This window comes from Stenotrophomonas maltophilia group sp. msm1 (genome assembly GCF_032025805.1).
GTDB classification, from domain to species: domain Bacteria; phylum Pseudomonadota; class Gammaproteobacteria; order Xanthomonadales; family Xanthomonadaceae; genus Stenotrophomonas; species Stenotrophomonas hibiscicola.
Genome location: NZ_JAVSKH010000002.1, coordinates 594,227 through 610,682 on the forward strand (window position 1 = coordinate 594,227; position 16,456 = coordinate 610,682).

General features: G+C 66.9%; 14 protein-coding genes and 2 tRNA genes. 6 read left to right on the forward strand and 10 right to left on the reverse strand.

The window, feature by feature from the left end; translation table 11 throughout:
- Positions 1 to 2 precede the first annotated feature (2 nt).
- The 6 genes from ROV95_RS10380 to ROV95_RS10405 are packed head-to-tail and all read left to right on the forward strand — an operon-like array spanning position 3 to position 5,571.
- A complete protein-coding gene (locus ROV95_RS10380) occupies positions 3 to 605 on the forward strand; it encodes a GNAT family protein (RefSeq protein WP_019660498.1) in 603 nt (200 codons plus the stop codon).
- Positions 602 to 1,555 carry an N-acetyl-gamma-glutamyl-phosphate reductase gene (gene argC / locus ROV95_RS10385; RefSeq protein ID WP_111102828.1) on the forward strand — a complete coding sequence of 318 codons (954 nt, stop codon included), beginning with the start codon at positions 602 to 604 and terminating at the stop codon, positions 1,553 to 1,555. Before ROV95_RS10380 ends, argC begins: the two co-directional genes overlap by 4 nt.
- A 20-nt stretch (positions 1,556 to 1,575) precedes the next feature.
- The gene (argH, locus tag ROV95_RS10390; protein WP_312544266.1) at positions 1,576 to 2,871 is read left to right on the forward strand and encodes an argininosuccinate lyase; all 1,296 of its coding nucleotides are present in this window, start codon (positions 1,576 to 1,578) and stop codon (positions 2,869 to 2,871) included.
- Positions 2,871 to 3,134, forward strand: coding sequence for a YciI family protein (locus ROV95_RS10395; protein ID WP_019660495.1), 264 nt, complete (start codon positions 2,871 to 2,873; stop codon positions 3,132 to 3,134). Before argH ends, ROV95_RS10395 begins: the two co-directional genes overlap by 1 nt.
- 11 nt (positions 3,135 to 3,145) lie before the next feature.
- On the forward strand, positions 3,146 to 4,303 hold the full coding sequence (gene proB / locus ROV95_RS10400) for a glutamate 5-kinase (RefSeq protein WP_312544268.1): 1,158 nt from the start codon (positions 3,146 to 3,148) through the stop codon (positions 4,301 to 4,303).
- A complete protein-coding gene (locus ROV95_RS10405; RefSeq protein WP_312544270.1) occupies positions 4,300 to 5,571 on the forward strand; it encodes a glutamate-5-semialdehyde dehydrogenase in 1,272 nt (423 codons plus the stop codon). Before proB ends, ROV95_RS10405 begins: the two co-directional genes overlap by 4 nt.
- 135 nt (positions 5,572 to 5,706) lie before the next feature.
- Here the strand turns inward: ROV95_RS10405 and pgaD are convergent, their stop codons facing one another.
- The 10 genes from pgaD to ROV95_RS10455 all read right to left on the reverse strand — a co-directional run bounded on the left by pgaD (position 5,707) and on the right by ROV95_RS10455 (position 16,399).
- Positions 5,707 to 6,177 carry a poly-beta-1,6-N-acetyl-D-glucosamine biosynthesis protein PgaD gene (pgaD, locus tag ROV95_RS10410; RefSeq protein ID WP_312544272.1) on the reverse strand — a complete coding sequence of 157 codons (471 nt, stop codon included), beginning with the start codon at positions 6,175 to 6,177 and terminating at the stop codon, positions 5,707 to 5,709.
- Positions 6,174 to 7,430 (reverse strand): poly-beta-1,6-N-acetyl-D-glucosamine synthase, encoded by a 1,257-nt coding sequence (gene pgaC / locus ROV95_RS10415; protein WP_021204194.1) that lies wholly within the window; start codon positions 7,428 to 7,430, stop codon positions 6,174 to 6,176. Before pgaC ends, pgaD begins: the two co-directional genes overlap by 4 nt.
- Before the next feature lies 1 nt (position 7,431).
- A complete protein-coding gene (gene pgaB / locus ROV95_RS10420; protein ID WP_164144819.1) occupies positions 7,432 to 9,318 on the reverse strand; it encodes a poly-beta-1,6-N-acetyl-D-glucosamine N-deacetylase PgaB in 1,887 nt (628 codons plus the stop codon).
- A 1-nt stretch (position 9,319) separates the two neighbouring features.
- A complete protein-coding gene (gene pgaA, locus ROV95_RS10425) occupies positions 9,320 to 11,347 on the reverse strand; it encodes a poly-beta-1,6 N-acetyl-D-glucosamine export porin PgaA (protein ID WP_312544275.1) in 2,028 nt (675 codons plus the stop codon).
- 344 nt (positions 11,348 to 11,691) lie between these two features.
- On the reverse strand, positions 11,692 to 12,897 hold the full coding sequence (locus ROV95_RS10430) for an MFS transporter (protein WP_312544277.1): 1,206 nt from the start codon (positions 12,895 to 12,897) through the stop codon (positions 11,692 to 11,694).
- A 221-nt stretch (positions 12,898 to 13,118) separates the two neighbouring features.
- A tRNA-Pro gene (locus ROV95_RS10435) sits at positions 13,119 to 13,195 on the reverse strand.
- A 140-nt stretch (positions 13,196 to 13,335) separates the two neighbouring features.
- Positions 13,336 to 13,412 (reverse strand) — tRNA-Pro (locus tag ROV95_RS10440).
- Positions 13,413 to 13,467: 55 nt separating this feature from the next.
- Positions 13,468 to 13,584: a cytochrome bd-I oxidase subunit CydX gene (gene cydX / locus ROV95_RS10445; protein ID WP_312544279.1), complete on the reverse strand. Its 117-nt coding sequence runs from the start codon at positions 13,582 to 13,584 to the stop codon at positions 13,468 to 13,470.
- A 58-nt stretch (positions 13,585 to 13,642) separates the two neighbouring features.
- Positions 13,643 to 14,794: a cytochrome d ubiquinol oxidase subunit II gene (cydB, locus tag ROV95_RS10450; protein ID WP_058982786.1), complete on the reverse strand. Its 1,152-nt coding sequence runs from the start codon at positions 14,792 to 14,794 to the stop codon at positions 13,643 to 13,645.
- A gap of 15 nt (positions 14,795 to 14,809) precedes the next feature.
- Positions 14,810 to 16,399, reverse strand: a complete 1,590-nt coding sequence (locus ROV95_RS10455; protein ID WP_019660486.1) for a cytochrome ubiquinol oxidase subunit I — start codon at positions 16,397 to 16,399, stop codon at positions 14,810 to 14,812.
- Positions 16,400 to 16,456: the final 57 nt, after the last annotated feature.

Sequence of the window (16,456 nt, forward strand, 5' to 3'; positions counted from 1 at the left end):
CAATGAGCAACCTCGATGCCTGGAACACGGTTCCTACCCTGCGCGGCCAGCACGTAACCCTGCAGCCGCTGCAGATGGAGCACGTGCCCGGCCTGCGCGATGCGCTTGAAGGCAGCGGCCTGGACCAGCTCTGGTACACCCAGGTGCCATCGCCGGAACAGGCCGAGGCCTATGTGCGGGCCGCGTTGCAGGCGCAGAGCGAAGGCAAGGTGCTGCCGTTCGTGATCCGTGATGCGGCGGGTGACATCATCGGCAGCACGCGCTTCTACGACATGGATGCCAGCGTGCCCAGGCTCAGCCTCGGCTACACCTGGTACACGCCGCGCGTGCAGCGCACCGGCGCCAACACCGAAGCCAAGCTGTTGCTGCTGCAGCACGCCTTCGAGGCCATGGGCTGCATCAGCGTGGTACTGGAAACCAGCTGGTTCAACGTCACCTCGCGCACCGCCATCGCGCGCTTGGGCGCCAAGCAGGATGGCGTGCTGCGCAACCACAAGCGGCATGCCGATGGCACGCCGCGCGATACCGTCATCTTCTCCATCATCGATGCGGAATGGCAGGGCGTGAAGCGCCACCTGCAGTACCGCCTGGACAGTCACGCATGAACGATTCGACCTTTACCCTGGGCATCGTCGGTGCCCGCGGCCATACCGGCGCCGAGCTGATCAAGCTGGTGGCCGCCCATCCGCGGCTGGAACTGGCTTTCGTCTCCTCGCGCGAGCGCGCCGGGCAGCGCCTGTCCGACCACCACCCGGAATTCCAGGGCGAGCTGCAGTACGAAAACCTGGACGCCGACGCAGTGGCGGCCAAGGGCGTGGATGCGGTGATCCTGGCCCTGCCCAACGGCTTGGCCGCGCCGTTCGTGGCCGCCCTGGAGGCGGCGAAGGCGGATACCGTCATCGTCGACCTCTCGGCCGACTACCGCTTCGACAACAGCTGGTATTACGGCCTGCCGGAGCTGACCCGCGGCCGCTACAACGGCCAGAAGCACATCAGCAACCCGGGCTGCTATGCCACGGCGATGCAGCTGGCGGTGCATCCGCTGCTGGACCTGCTGGCCGGTCCGCCGCAGTGCTTCGGTGTCTCCGGCTACTCCGGCGCCGGTACCACGCCGTCGGACAAGAACAACGTCGAACTGCTGGCCGACAACCTGATGCCCTACGCGCTGACCAACCACGTGCATGAGCGGGAGGTGTCGGTGCAGCTGGGTGTGGCTGTTGAATTCATGCCACATGTCGCACCGCATTTCCGGGGCATCACGCTTACCGCCAACCTGTGGCTGAACCGCGTGCAGACCCGCGAACAGATCGTCGAGCGCTTCCAGCAGGCCTATGCCGGCGAACCCCTGATCGACGTGGTGGATGAAGCGCCGTGGGTCAGCCGTATCGCCGGCCGACACGGTGCCCAGGTCGGTGGCTTCACGCTCGCGCCGGGCGGCAAGCGGGTCGTCGTGGTGGCGACCCTGGACAACCTGCTGAAGGGCGCGGCCACCCAGGCCATGCAGAACCTCAACCTCGCGCTTGGCATCGACGAACTGACGTCGATCCCGCACTGAATACGCATTCCGGAGCCCCCATGGCAGACCTTCTTTGGCAGAAGCCCGGCGTCGCCGTCGACGCCCAGATCCAGACCTTCCTCGCCGGCGACGACGTGATCCTCGACCGCGAGTTCTTCCTGCATGACATCGCTGCCAGCGCCGCGCATGCGCAGGGCCTGCAGCACATCGGCATCCTCAGCGCCGATGAACTGGCAGAACTGCTGCGCGAACTGGAGATCCTGGCGCAGGACTTCCGCGAAGGCCGCTTCGTGCTCGATACCCAGTACGAGGATGGTCACTCGGCGATCGAAGCGCGCCTGACCGAACGCCTCGGCGATGCCGGCCGCAAGATCCACACCGGCCGCAGCCGCAACGACCAGATCCTGGTCGCCACCCGCCTCTGGCTGAAGGAGAAGCTGCAGCGCGTGGCACAGCTCAGCGCCGAAGCGGCCGAGGTTGCGCTGGACCGCGCACAGGCCGAGAAGGACCTGCCGATTCCCGGCTACACCCACATCCAGCGCGCCGTAGTGTCCTCGGCCGGCATGTGGTGGGCGGGCTGGGCCGAGGCCTTCATCGACAACGCCATCCGCGCCCGCGATACCCATGCGCTGGTCGACGCCAATCCGTTGGGTACCGCTGCCGGCTACGGCGTGAACCTGCCGCTGGACCGCGAGCACACCACGGCGGCGCTCGGCTTCGCGCGCATGCAGATCTCGCCGATCTATGCGCAGCTGTCGCGTGGCAAGTTCGAGCTGGCTGCACTGGAAGCGCTCGGTGGCGCCACGCTGGACCTGCGCCGCATTGCCTGGGACCTGTCACTGTTCACCAGCGCCGAGTTCGGCTTCGTTGCGCTGCCGGCGCAGTACACCACCGGCAGTTCGATCATGCCCAACAAGCGCAATCCGGACGTGATCGAGCTGATGCGTGCGACCCACGCCAGCGTCGCCGCAGCGCGTACCGAGATCGAGCAGCTGCTGTCGCTGCCGTCGGGCTACCACCGCGACCTGCAGTCGTCCAAGGGGGCCATCTTCCACGGCTTCGGCCGTGGCCTGGCCGCGCTGGAACTGCTGCCGGCGCTGCTGGCCAATCTGGAATGGCGTGACGACAAGCTGCGCGCGGCGATTGATTCGGGCATGTATGCCACCGACGTTGCGGTGGAAGCGGCCGTGGCTGGCGTGCCGTTCCGCGAGGCCTACAAGGCCGCAGCTGCCGGTGCCGACAGTGCAGGGCAGGGACGCACGCCGGAAGGCAGCCTGGCCGCCCGTGTGTCGCCCGGTTCGGCGGCCGACCTGCGCCTGGATGAACTGCGCACGCGCTGGCAGGCGCTGTCCTGATGGCGGGCACTGTCTACCTGGTGATGGCGATGCGCCGGCCGGACTTCAACGATGCAGCGGTGCAGCCGCACCGCGATTTCCTCGATGCGTTGCAGGCGCAGGGCAAGCTGCAGCTGACTGGTGGTTTCGCCGACGGCAGTGGTGGCGCCTATGTGCTGTGCAACGTGGACAGCCTGGCGCAGGCGCAGGCCATCGTCGCCACCGATCCGCTGGTGACGATGCATGCCTCCGACCTGACCGTGCACGAATGGAACACCCGCTGAGGCCCTGACTGATGACTCTGCATGCCAGCCACGTCGCTTCGCCGTTCCCGGAACAGGCGCTGCCGCCGTGGCGGCGTGCGGTGCTGAAAGTGGGCAGCAGCCTGCTCGCCGCCGATGGCGGCGGCCTGTCGCCCCGCCACGCGCTGGGCCTGGCACAGTTCGTTTCTGCCAATGTACTGGCCGGACGTGAGGTGGTGATCGTCTCCTCCGGCGCGGTTGCGGCGGGGCGGGCGATCCTGCCGCGGGCCGATGAGCCCGGCGCGGCGATGGCGGCACGGCAGGCGCTGGCCGCGCTTGGCCAGGCCCAGCTGATCGGGCTCTGGCAGCGCTTCTTCGAGCGCCCGGTGGCGCAGGTGCTGCTGACCCATGACGACCTGCGCAACCGCCGCCGCTACCTCAACGCACGCGCCACGCTCAACGAACTGCTGCGGCTGGGCGCGTTGCCGGTGGTCAACGAGAACGACACTGTGTCGGTGGATGAGCTCAAGCTCGGCGACAACGACAACCTGGCTGCCACCGTGGCGGCGCTGGTCGACGCCGATGCGCTGTTCATCGCTACCGATATCGATGGCCTGTACAGCGCCGACCCGCGCACCGTGGCCGATGCGCGGCCGTTGCACGACGTGCCGGAGCTGGGTGACGAGGTGCTGGCGATGGCGGGCGGCGCCGGCTCGCGCGCCGGTACCGGCGGCATGCGCACCAAGCTGGAGGCGGCGGCGAAGGCCGGGCGCCTGGGCATCGAAACCTATCTATTCAATGGCCGCAGCGGTGACGTGGTGCGCGCGCTGGCGCAGGATCGCCTGTTCGGCACCCGCATCCATGCCGCACGCAGCCGCGAGGCCGCCCGCAAGCACTGGCTGCGGCATGCACCGCTGGCCGAGGGCGTGATCGTCATCGATGCCGGTGCGGCACAGGCGATGCGCGAGAAGGGCGCCTCGCTGCTGCCCGGTGGCATCACCGGTGCAGAGGGCGTGTTCCGCCGCGGCGACATGGTGCAGGTGTGCTGGAACGCGCCACAGGGCCGCGTCTGCGTGGCGCGCGGAGTCAGCCAGTACGCGGCCGATGATGTGCGCCGGATCGCCGGCCGCCATTCGCGCGACATCGAGGCCGTGCTGGGCTACAACTACGGTGGCAGTGTCGTCCATCGCGACGATCTGGTGCTGCCATGACCGGTTTGAAGGACTCCCCGATGAGCGAAATCGAAGCGCAGGCGCGTGCCTGCCGTGACGCGGCCCAGATCGTTGCCGGCCTCGACAGTGCGGCGCGCCGCACGCTGCTGCTGGCAATGGCCCAGGCACTGGAAGTGAATGCCGGGCTGATCCTGGCCAGCAACGCGCGGGACCTTGCTGCTGCGCGCGACAAGGGCATTGGCAGTGCCATGCTCGACCGCCTGGCGCTGGACCCGGCACGCCTGTTCGCGATGGCCGAAGCGGTACGCGAAGTGGCGGCGCTGCCCGATGCGGCCGGCCAGGTCACCCGCGACGAAGTGCGTCCGAATGGCATCCGCGTGCAGAAGGTACGCGTGCCGCTGGGGGTGATCGCGATGATCTACGAAGCGCGCCCGAACGTGACCGCCGAAGCGGCCGCGCTGTGCCTGAAGGCCGGCAATGGCGTGATCCTGCGCGGTGGCTCCGAGGCGATCCACTCCAACACCGCCATCGCCCAGGCGCTGGCGGGTGCCTTGCAGGCCAATGGCGTACCGCCGGCAGCGGTGACCGTGCTGACCGACCTGCGTCGCGAAGCAATGCTGGAACTGCTGCAGCTGCATGAGCTGATCGATCTGGCGATTCCTCGCGGCGGCGAAGGCCTGATCCGTTTCGTTGCCGAGCATGCGCGGGTGCCGGTGATCAAGCACTACAAGGGTGTCTGCCACCTGTTCGTGGATGCCAGCGCCGACCTCGGCAAAGCCCTCGATCTGCTGGTGGATGGCAAGTGCAGCCGGCCGGCGGCGTGCAATTCCCTGGAAACGCTGCTGGTGCACCGCGAGGTCGCCGAAACGTTCCTGCCGCGCGTGGCGCAGGTGCTGGGCGAGCGCGGCGTGCAGCTGCGCGCCGATGCGCAGGCGCAACCGCTGCTGCCGGGCAGCACGGCGGCGACCGAGGAGGATTACGCTGCCGAGTTCCTCGACCTGGTGCTGGCCGTGCGCGTGGTTGATGACCTCGAGGCGGCCATCGCGCACATCCGTGCCTATACCTCCGACCATACCGAAGTGATCGCCACCGAAGACGCCGGCCATGCCGAGCGCTTCGTCACTGCGCTGCGCTCGGCGGTAGTGATGGTCAATGCCTCGTCGCGCTTCTCCGACGGTGGCCAGCTGGGCCTGGGCAGCGAGATCGGCATTTCCACCACGCGCCTGCATGCGTACGGCCCAATGGGCCTGGAAGCACTCACCGTCGAACGATTTGTCGTGCGCGGCGAAGGGCAGACGCGCAAGTAGATCCACGCGATGCGCGGATGCACTTCGCGGTAGACCCCGGTGCCGACCAAGGTCGGCGCCCACCAGGCCCAAGCGCCGACCAGGATCGGCAGCTACCAAAGCAAGCGCCGACCCGGGTCGGCGACTACCGGGGCGTCACACCACCTCGCGGCGGATACCGATCGGCCGCGCGTGATCGTCCATGTGCAGCGTGGCGGCCTTGCAGCCCAGCAGGCGCTCGGCAAGGCCGGTGCTGGCACCCAGATCGGCCGCGACTTCATTGAGGCTGGCCAGTGGTCGCGGCAGGCGTCGCTCGTGGCCACGGAAGCGCGCGCGGTTGTACTCGGCCCAGCCGATCAGCAGCACGCTGGCACACAGCAGCATCAGCGGCAGTGCCACCAGCACATAGGGGTCGAAGTGGCTTTGCCGTTCGTACAGCTGCTGCCAGGCCAGCTGGCCGCCGATCAGCCACGAGAACAGGGTCACCAACGGTGCCCACAGGTAGAAGTAGAACCCCCAGAACGCGAGGGTGACGAAGCCCCAGGCGGTGCGCTGGAAGCGTGGTTGGCGATGCGGCTTGCGGATCATCCGCGAGTCGAAGCGGTTGGACGGGCGTTGTGCCTTCATCGGATCCCCCGATCGGGACTGGTCCAGGTGGCGCGCTTGCTGCGACGGCGCAGCAGGGTCTTCGGCAACGCCACCAGGGTGGTGGAAAGACTGATCAGCCAGTACGCCATCGGGTACCAGATGACCCAGAAGTAGTTGCGTCCAATCTGTGTTTCGTAACGACGGTCGATGATCAGGCTGCTGGCGAACTGCATCAGGCAGACCAGGGCCAGGATCACGCCATGCCATTGCGGCAGCAGGCTGGCGATGTACAGCTGCGGCGGCATGTCGATGAGCTTGCCCAGCACCCACAGCACCACGATGAACAACATGGTGTAGGCCCAGATAACGCTCAGCACGTACTCCAGCAGTACGCCCCACATGCGCCGCTCCTTCCAGTGCAGCAGTGAACGCGCATGCCGCAGCATCACTTCCACGCCACCCTGGGCCCAGCGCAGGCGCTGCCGCCACAGGCCCTTGAGGGTCTCCGGCATCAGGATGAAGCACAGCGCATTGGGTTCGTAGCGGATGTCCCAGTGCGCGCGCTGCAGGCGCCAGCTGATGTCGATGTCCTCGGTCACCATGTCATCCGACCACCAGCCGACCTGGTGCAGGGCGGTGCGGCGAAAGCCTGCGATCACTCCGGAGATGGTGAAGATGCGCCCGTACACGCGCTGCGCGCGCTTGATCATGCCGATGATCGACGAGAACTCGGCCACCTGCAGGCGTCCGAGCAGGGTGGAGCGGTTGCGGATGCGCGGATTGCCGGTCACCGCGCCGACCCGGTTGCCGCTCACCAGGTGCCAGATCATCCAGTGCAGCGCGTGCTCCTCCAGCATCGCGTCGCCATCGATGCACACCAGGTACTCCGAGCGGGCCGCCAGCGCACCCATGCGCAGCGCGTTGGCCTTGCCGAGGTTGCGGTCAAGGTGCAGCACGCGCAGCCGCGGATGCTTCGCCGCCAGCACGTCGAGCCGGGCGCCGGTGTCATCACTGCTGCCATCGTCGATGGCGATCACCTCGTAGTCGGCCGGATAGCGCTGTGCCAGCGCCGCGCCGAGCGTGTCGTCGAGGTTCGCGGACTCGTTGTGGCAGGGAATCAACAGGCTCGCGAACGGTGGATCGACCATCAGCGGCGGGTCGTTGCGTGGGCGCGAATGGCGTTCGCGCCGGAAGTAGTAATACAGGCCGCCCGACATCCAGAAGAACGCCATCACCATCGGGTAGTAGAAGGCGAACTGGAACAGGACCTGCAGCAGCGGATGCATGTCCATGTCACTTCTCCGGGTACGGGAAGTTGCCGGCGGACATCGCCGCGCGGGCATCATGGGTGGAAGGCTGGCCGGCGATGAAGTCATCCGGGTACCAGGCGAAGTGGTGCACGCCCTGCGCCTGCAGCTGGCGGATCTGCGCGCGCAGCCGCTCGGCGGGAATCGGTTGCCCGCTGCGCCAATCGACGGTCTGCAGTTCGAACAGGGTGTGCTGCAACTGGGGATCGTGCGCGCGCACCGCGGCCAGCAGCTGGTCGAGCCAGCGTTCCGGATGCCTGCTGCCTTCCATCCACGGCATCGCCATCAGTGCGGTCTGGTCGTAGGCCTTGTTGAACAGGTCCAGGCGCTGCGCGAACCAGGCCTCGCTCTGCGGACGCAGCACCGGCTCCGCGTACAGGTTGCGCACCGTGGCCAGCTTCGGCCGCCAACGCTGCGCACTGTCGCGCAGGGCCAGGGTGAAGTCGATCAGCGCCTGTGTGCGTGCGCTGCCGTCCGTACCGGCCGACAAGGTGGGCAGCTCGGTGTCGCGCAGGTAGCCATCATCATGGAAGAGCAGGCCTTCGAAATACGAATTGACGGCCAGATCCTCGTAGATGTCGAGCATGATCTGGCGTGCCTTCGGATTGGTGAAGTCCAGCCGGTACATGCCGTCGGCATCACCGTTGTGGATCGCCAGTGCCTTGCGCTGCACGGGGTCGGGCAGCTCGAAGCCGAGCACCGGCAGCCATGCGTAAACCTTCACCCCCGCGCGCGACTTCAGCTGCCAGGCGACCCGGCTGAACAGGTCCGCGCGCATCGGCATGTGCCGGTTGGGGAAGTACAGTGCATCGGCGGTGTTGTTGCCGTCCGGATCGGCGAACGCCTGCAGGTAGACGTGGGTGGGCGAGATGCGCTTGACCCGCTCGATCAGCGCATCGAGGTTGCGCCCCTGCTGCGCCGGGTCCGGGTCGTACACATCATCCAGGTCGACCTGCAACGCGCGGATGCCGTCGAGCGCAACGTCGCGCCGCAGCTCGTAGGCGAGGCCCTCCACGGTCGGGTTGTCGCTGACCAGGAAGCGCGCCAGCCCATGCAGGTCGCTGGCCACTGGCGTGCTGCGGCCTTCCAGATCGAAGGACACCGGCATGCCCAGCTGTTCGGCGATGTCGTTGCTCAACTGGTTGTAGGCCGCGTACGGCCAGACAATGGCGCGCGGGCGCACGCCCAGATGCTGCTGGATGCGCTGCACGCTGCGGCCGAGATCGGCGCGCAGGCGCTGCTCGTACTGCGCCTCGCTCTCGTAGCTGCGCGTGGCCGGCCGGTAGATGCGGGTGACCACCGCTGGCGTCGAATTGCCCTGCGGATTGGCAAGCACTCCGTGGTGCAGGTCGTCGGTATGGCTGGCCACTTCGATCAGGCCGCTGTCGTGCATCTGCTTCAGCTGCGCCCAGGTAACGAAGTCATCGTGGCCGAACGGCCGGTAGCCATAGTCGATCGTGCGCCCGGGTGCCATGTCCACGTAATCGGTGATCACTGCCACCAGCGCCGGGTAGCGGTACGCCTGCAGCAGCGGGAACGCCTTGTCGTAGACGCTGCGCAGGCCATCATCGAAGGTCAGCAGTACGGGTTTCGGTGGCAGCGTGGCGCGTCCCTGGGAGGCGTCGATCACCTGCGACAGCGAGACCGGGTGATAACCATGCGCGCCGAGCCAGTCCAGGTGTGCGGCGAAGTTCTGCGTGCTCACCGCATAGGTATCGGCATCGCCCTTGGCCGCGACCCGGTCGCGGATGTCGTGGTAGCTGAGGATCAGCAGGCCGTTGTCAGTGGCATCGAGATGCAGGGCCTGCTGCGCGAACGCCGGCGGCGTGGCGGCCAGCAGCAGGAGCACGATCAGTCGCAGGATGCGGGCCATGTCACTCTCCCCAGCGCAGTGCGGCTTCGAAGCCGATATGACGCTCGCGGTGGCCGTCGTAGACCGGCCGCGACCAGCGCACGCCGTACTCGAACACGCGGCCCTGGCCCAGCTGCCATTCGTGCATGTAGGACACCGAAGGGACCAGAGCGCTGCCGAAGCCGTCCTGCCAGTAGTCACCCAGCGAGACCGTCAGGCGGTGCCGGAAGTGGCGCTCGTAGTGCCGCCACAGCTGCTGGTCGATGCGCAGCCCGATCTCGACCATGCGGTCGCGCTTCGGGTTGAAGTAGGGCGCGTCGTCGCGGCTGCCCCGGCTGGTGTAGGCACTGGCCAGGCCGTCGATCAACCAGCGCGGGCGGGTCAGCAGGCGCTGTTCGATGCTGGTGCTGAACAGCTCGCGGTGGTTGCCGTCGTCGTAGCGGAAGCGGCTGGCGCCGAACATCCAGTGGGTCAGCTCGCTGCGCCGGTAGTCGACCTGCGCGCTCACGCTGTCAGCGCTGATGCCCGCCACGCGCGCCTGCATCGAGGCTTCCGGGTCATTGCGTGCGGCCACCAGCCCGGCATGCCAGTAATCGTTGAACTGCCAACCCACGCCGATGCGCAGGCCGGTATCGCCAATGTGGTCGTTGGCGCGCAGTACCGCCGCTTCCGCATCCAGCTGGCCGAAGCGGTAGCGTACGCCCGCGCCCAGCCACAGCGGGTCGATGCGCTGGTCCTGGAAGTCGACCGAGCGCCTGTCGGCCAAGGCGAACAACCGCCAGCGGTCGTCGAGTACCGGTGTCTGCACTTCGACCCCGTAGTGACGGTCGTTGTTGCCCAGCGGCGAGGTGCCGCCACCGCCGGAGCTGCGACCAGTGTCGGTCCATGCCTTCAGCTGCCAACCGCGATGCGCCCGCCAGGCCTGGTCCATGCGTTCGACGGCGGGTTGGGTCGGGTAGCGTGCGACAAGATCGTCGTGCAGTGGCCTTGCCAGGTCATCGCGCTGCAGGGCGACGTAGGCCTCCTCCATGCCCAGCCGCGGCTCGATGTCGCGAGGGTCCAGCGCATGTGCCATCTGCTGGCGCTGCAGTGCCATGCGTGGCCATCCGCGCATCATGTACACGCTGCCCAGCGCGCTCTGCAGTCCACCGTTGCCGGGTGCGATCTCCACCATTGATTCCAGGTCGCGCTGCGCGGTGGGCAGGTCACCGCTGTAGGCGCGTACCATCGCCAGGTTGAGGTCAGCTTCGTAGCGCGACCAGTTCGCGTATGGGGATTTGCCATTGCTCCAGCGCCACGCTGGTTCCTTGTCGCGCCATGCCTGCAGCAGGTCGATCGCCTTTTCCTGCTGCTCGCTTTCCAGGTAGGCGTAGGCCAGTTCCGAATGCGAGGCGTCGCGCGCCGGATCGCCAGCGACGGCCGCCTGCAGCACCGGGATGGCTTCTTGCGGGTGCAGGGTGCCCATCAGCGAATCGCCGACCGCAGGCAGCACATAGTCGGGCAGGGCATGGCCTTCGGCCTGCAGTGCGCGGGCTTCCTCGCGCACCTGCGCATGGCGGCCCAGCCGGTTGAGCAGGATCAGCCGGTCCATGCGGACGCGAAGCGGCGCCTGCGCGGGCGGGGTGCCTTCGCTGGCCAGGTAGCGCTGCATGCGCGCCAGGGTCGATTCGGCTTCTTCCAGGCGGCTGTCTTCGCTGCTGCTGTAGGCCAGGCTCCAGACCACCCGCTTGGCCAGGTAGTCGCCTTCGATGCGTTGCTTCTGTGCAGCGTCGAACAGCTGCGGGCGCTGCTGGTACAGCTCCCAGGCGCGCCAGGCGTTGCCGATGTCGCCCAGGGTCAGTACGCGCAGCTTGAACAGCAGGTCGTCGTTGGGTTGCTCTTGGCTGGCGCGCTCGATCGCGCCGAGGGCATCCAGCCAGCGGGCCTGGTCGCGGTAGCGGCCGATCTCGGCCAGGGCCGCCTCGCGGTCAGGCGGGGCGGCGCCGCTGGCCCAGGCCAGGGCGGTGCAGGCAAGGCCGACGCAGAGCGCCAGCCGGCGGTGGACAACCATTGGGGACCCCCTTGGCTTCCGAACCAGACAACCTGAGAAATGTGACGCACATCACATGCCAGCTTTTGGCGTGGCCGTGGCCCGCGTCACTCCCTTCGTGCATTCCCGTCCAGCAAGGACGGATACAAACCCGGACAGCGACCTGCAATGTCTTGTCTGAAACGAGAGTCCCCCGCACACCGAATGGTGGCCTGGGCGGCGCTGCCGCCCCCATGCCCGATGCCGGCACGCGGCAAGGATGGGCATTCGTGGGCACTATCCGCCCGGAATTGTCAGCCCGGCGTCAAAATGCGCAGACGGGCTGACGAGCGGTAGGTGGGGCCGGTTGCGAGGCCCTGCGCGGCTTACCAGAGGTCTTCCAGCTTGCGCGGCTTGCAGGCCACCCAGGAGGCGCACAGCATCAGGGTGGCGCAGCCGAACAGGAAGCTGAACGGGAGCGTCCAGCCGTTGCTGACCGTATGCAGCCAGCCGACCAGGAACGGCCCCAGGCAGCTGAAGCTGTAACCCACGCCCTGCATGAAGCCGGACAGTGCCGCCGAGCCGGTGGGGGTGCGCGTGCGCAGGTTGATCAGGGTCAGCGCCAGCGGGAAGGTGGACGGGCCGACGCCGAGCAGGCACGCCCACAGCAGGGGGGCCTTCATCGGTGCCAGCAGCAGGCCGGTGAAGGCGATCACGAACGAGAAGAAGCCGATCAGCACCAGCGGGAACGGGTTCTGCATGCGAACTGCCATGGATGGAATGACCAGCGACGGCAGCAGGCCCAGCGCCGAGAACACTGCCACCATCACGCCACCGAACGCTGGCGTGCCACCGGCCTCGACCACGATGCGGGGCAGCCAGGTAAACATCGAATAGGTCATCAGCGAGGTCATGCCGAACATCAGCGTCATGCTCCAGCCCAGCGACGTGCGCCAGACCTTTCCGTGCGGCTGTGCGGTCGGATCGGTGGCGCCGGTCAGCGGTTTCGGCGCGCGCCTGGCCAGCAGCAGCCACGGCAATGCGGCGGCCAGCGCCAGCAGTGCCCACATGCCCAGCGACACGCGCCAGCCTGCGGCATTGGCCACCGGCACCGCCAGCAACGCCGGCAGCATCGTGCCCAGCTGCAGCACGCTGATGTAGAGCGTGCTCATGGTGCCGACCTTGTTGGCGAAGTAGCGCTTCACCAGCGGCGGCACCACCACGTTGCCGATGCCCATGCCGGCCAGTGCCAGCACCGAACCGAGCAGCAGCGTGCCGACGTTGCCGGCGCTGGAGCGCAGCAGCAGGCCGGCCATCGCCATCACCATCGCCAGCAGGGTGGTGCGCTCCAGGCCCAGGCGCCGCGCCAGCGTCGGCGTGGCCACGCCGAACAGCGCGAACGAGGCGGTCGGCAGCATGCCCAGCACGCCGGTCATGGTGGTACCGAAGCCGAACTGCTGGCCGAGTACGTCGAGCAGCGGGGTGATCGAGGTGACCGCCGTGCGCAGGTTGACCGCTGCCAGCAGGATCGCGGCAAACGCGAGGACACGACCGTGCAGCAGCGACGGCGAATCGGAAGTGGAGGAACTCATCGGTGGTCCTTGCAGGTGTCGCATGCCGCAGAAATGGCATGCAGCGCCGGCATCGGTCTACGCCGAAGCGGCAGGTGGGGGAGGGGCTGCTGGCGGGCCGGCAGCGCGGCCATTGTACGTGCGCTGCCTGGCAAGGTCCCGTCATGCGGGTGGCCTGGCGCCTGGTACAAAAAAACCCGGAGGACAGTGATGTCTTCCAGGCTTCTTGGTGACCACCGAAGTGGTCGGGGAGACAGGATTCGAACCTGCGACCTCTACGTCCCGAACGTAGCGCTCTACCAGACTGAGCTACACCCCGAAGGGAGCCGCCTATTCTAGCGATTCATCCCGATGGCGGCAAGGGGTGAACGCTGTTTTCTTCACACCGAGAAAGCGGTGCCACTTCAGGGAACAAAAAAGCCTGGGCGACATCACCAGGCTTCAATGCGACCACCGAAGTGGTCGGGGAGACAGGATTCGAACCTGCGACCTCTACGTCCCGAACGTAGCGCTCTACCAGACTGAGCTACACCCCGAAGGAGCCGCCTAAGATACCGTGTGAAGGCCAAGGCGGCAAGGTCTTTTTACATCTCAGCGACGATTTTCGTTCTCCATGCGGTTCTGCTCGCGGGCTTCGAACCACATGCCGTTGAGGATGGCCACCGTCGAGGCGAGGCCGGCACCGAGAATCCAGGCGAAATACCACATGATCAGTCTCCTTCATTCCGGGTAGGTGCCGACCGTTGGTCGGCACACGTGCAAGCAATCAATACGCGTTGGGGTTGTTGCCCATCTCTTCGGAGGTGGTCTTGCCCTTCAGCACGCGGTACACCCAGGTGGTGTAGGCGAGGATGATCGGCAGGAACACCGCCGTGGCCAGCAGCATGATCCACAGGGTCAGGTGGCTGGACGAGGCATCCCACACGGTCAGGCTGGAGGTGGGCTGGCTCGAGGACGGCAGCAGGAACGGGAAGATGGCGAAGCCGACGGTCAGGATGATGCCGGCGATGGCCGCACCGGAGGCGATGAAGGCCAGGCCACCACGACGGGCCCGCAGCAGCACCGCACTGGCCAGCAGGCCGGCCAGGCCGAGCAGGGGGGCCAGGATCGTGGCCGGCATCGCGCTGTAGTTGCGCATCCAGCCACCGGCGGCGCCGAGTTCGGCGGTCTTCAGCAGCGGATTGGTGGCGCCATCGGTAACCACCTGCGAGGTGATCTGGTAACCCGGCAGGCCGAAGGCCACCCAGGCGCCGCCCACCGCGAACAGCACGAAGGCGATGATCGCCGCGATGCTGCCGAATCGGGCGGCACGCTCGGCCACCGCGCCGTCGGTCTTGATCACCAGCATGGCGGCACCGTGGGCGACCAGCATCGACACGCTCAGCAGGCCGGCCAGCAGCGCGAAGGGCATCAGCAGGCCGAAGAACGAGCCGGTGTAGAAGATGCGCATGCTGTCATCGAAGTGGAACGGCACGCCCAGCAGCACGTTGCCCACTGCCACGCCCATGATCAGCGCCGGGATGAAGCCACCGATGAACAGCGCCCAGTCCCAGGTGTTGCGCCAGCGTTCGCTGGGCATCTTGCTGCGGAACTTGAAGCCGACCGGGCGCAGGATCAGGGCGAACAGGATCACGAACATCGCCAGGTAGAAGCCAGAGAAGCTGACCGCGTACAGCGGCGGCCAGGCGGCGAAGATGGCGCCGCCACCCAGGATCAGCCACACCTGGTTGCCTTCCCAGACCGGGCCGATGGTGTTGATCACCCGGCGGCGTTCGGCGTCAGTGCGGGCGACGAAGGGCAGCAGGGTGCCCACGCCCAGGTCGAAACCATCCATCACGGCAAAACCGATCAGCAGGATGCCGAGCAGCAGCCACCAGATCACGCGCAGCGTGGTGTAGTCCAGAAGAATGAAATCCATCTTGGTTCTCCTGCCTCAGGCCTGGCCGGCGACCGGCGCCGAGGCATTGTGGGAAGCATGCGGCTGGGGCGACTGCAGCGATGGCAGCAGCTCGTCCGGACCCTTGCGGATCGCCTTGAGCATCAGCTTGATCTCGACCACGATCAGCGCGGTGTAGATGGCAGTGAAGCCGGCCAGGGTCAGCACGATTTCATGCAGGGCCAGCCCCGATGCCGCATAGAAGGTTGGCAGCACGCCATCGACCGCCCACGGCTGGCGACCATACTCGGCCACGAACCAGCCGCACTCGATCGCGATCCACGGTGCCGGCAGCGTCCACAGGGCCAGCTTGAGGAACCAGCGCTTGTCCTGGAAGTTGTTGCGGCACGAGTAGTAGAAGGCCAGCGCGAAGAAGGCGATCAGGTAGAAGCCCAGGCCGGCCATCACGCGGAAGGTCCAGAACAGCGGCATCACGCGCGGCACCGTGTCCATCGCCGCCTGCGAGATCTCCTGCGGGGTGGCGTTGAGGATGTCATCGCGATAGCGCTTGAGCAGCAGGCCGTGGCCCAGGTCCTGCCAGTGGCGGTCGAACATCTCGCGCGCTTCCACGTCGTTCTTGTTCGCACGCAGGCGTTCCAGCGCGCCGTAGGCGAGCTGGCCGCCGCGCACGCGGTGTTCGGCGCGCTCGACCAGTTCCAGGATGCCTGGAATCGGCTGGTTCAACGAACGGGTGGCGATCAGGCCCATCAGGTAGGGGATCTTCACCGCGTAGTCGTTCTGGTGGGTGTCCTGGTTCGGGATGCCGAAGGCGGTGAAGTCGGCCGGCGCACGCTCGGTCTCCCACATCGCTTCGATCGCGGCCAGCTTCATCTTCTGGTGTTCGCTGGCGGCGTAGCCACTCTCGTCACCCAGCACCACCACCGACAGCGAGGACAGCAGGCCGAACGCCGCGGCCACCGCGAACGAACGTCGGGCCAGGTCCTTGTGCTTGTTGCGCAGCAGGAACAGGGCGCTGATCGCCATCACGAACACCGCACCGGTCACATAACCGGCGCTGACGGTGTGCACGAACTTGGCCTGCGCCACCGGGTTGAACACCACCGCCATGAAGTCGACCACTTCCATGCGCATGGTTTCCGGGTTGAACACCGCACCGGTCGGGTTCTGCATCCAGCCGTTGGCGACCAGGATCCAGATCGCCGACAGGTTGGTGCCCAGCGCCATCAGCCAGGTCACCATCAGGTGCTTGACCTTGCTCAGGCGGTTCCAGCCGAAGAAGAACAGGCCGACGAAGGTGGCTTCCAGGAAGAAGGCCATCAGGCCTTCGATGGCCAGCGGCGCACCGAAGATGTCACCCACGTAGTGGCTGTAGTAGGACCAGTTCATGCCGAACTGGAATTCCATGACGATGCCGGTGGCGACGCCCATGGCGAAGTTGATGCCGAACAGGACGCCCCAGAACAGGGTCATCCTGCGCCAGATCTCCTTGCCGGTCATCACGTACACGCTCTCCATGATGGCCACCATGAAGGACAGGCCGAGGGTGAGCGGTACGAATAGGAAGTGGTACATCGCGGTCAGCGCGAATTGCAGCCGCGACAGTTCTACGACTGTCTGATCAATCATGGCCTGGCTACCTCGTTGGATAGTGCCGTTGCAGGTGGCGGGAAGGGTGGTCTACGA

Excerpts from the sequence above, each read along its gene's own strand:
- ROV95_RS10380 (WP_019660498.1), top strand. The coding sequence starts at position 3 with ATGAGCAACCTCGATGCCTGGAACACGGTTCCTACCCTGCGCGGCCAG.
- argC (WP_111102828.1), top strand. The coding sequence starts at position 602 with ATGAACGATTCGACCTTTACCCTGGGCATCGTCGGTGCCCGCGGCCAT.
- argH (WP_312544266.1), top strand. The coding sequence starts at position 1,576 with ATGGCAGACCTTCTTTGGCAGAAGCCCGGCGTCGCCGTCGACGCCCAG.
- ROV95_RS10395 (WP_019660495.1), top strand. The coding sequence starts at position 2,871 with ATGGCGGGCACTGTCTACCTGGTGATGGCGATGCGCCGGCCGGACTTC.
- proB (WP_312544268.1), top strand. The coding sequence starts at position 3,146 with ATGACTCTGCATGCCAGCCACGTCGCTTCGCCGTTCCCGGAACAGGCG.
- ROV95_RS10405 (WP_312544270.1), top strand. The coding sequence starts at position 4,300 with ATGACCGGTTTGAAGGACTCCCCGATGAGCGAAATCGAAGCGCAGGCG.
- pgaD (WP_312544272.1), bottom strand. The coding sequence starts at position 6,177 with ATGAAGGCACAACGCCCGTCCAACCGCTTCGACTCGCGGATGATCCGC.
- pgaC (WP_021204194.1), bottom strand. The coding sequence starts at position 7,430 with ATGGACATGCATCCGCTGCTGCAGGTCCTGTTCCAGTTCGCCTTCTAC.
- pgaB (WP_164144819.1), bottom strand. The coding sequence starts at position 9,318 with ATGGCCCGCATCCTGCGACTGATCGTGCTCCTGCTGCTGGCCGCCACG.
- pgaA (WP_312544275.1), bottom strand. The coding sequence starts at position 11,347 with ATGGTTGTCCACCGCCGGCTGGCGCTCTGCGTCGGCCTTGCCTGCACC.
- ROV95_RS10430 (WP_312544277.1), bottom strand. The coding sequence starts at position 12,897 with ATGAGTTCCTCCACTTCCGATTCGCCGTCGCTGCTGCACGGTCGTGTC.
- cydX (WP_312544279.1), bottom strand. The coding sequence starts at position 13,584 with ATGTGGTATTTCGCCTGGATTCTCGGTGCCGGCCTCGCCTCGACGGTG.
- cydB (WP_058982786.1), bottom strand. The coding sequence starts at position 14,794 with ATGGATTTCATTCTTCTGGACTACACCACGCTGCGCGTGATCTGGTGG.
- ROV95_RS10455 (WP_019660486.1), bottom strand. The coding sequence starts at position 16,399 with ATGATTGATCAGACAGTCGTAGAACTGTCGCGGCTGCAATTCGCGCTG.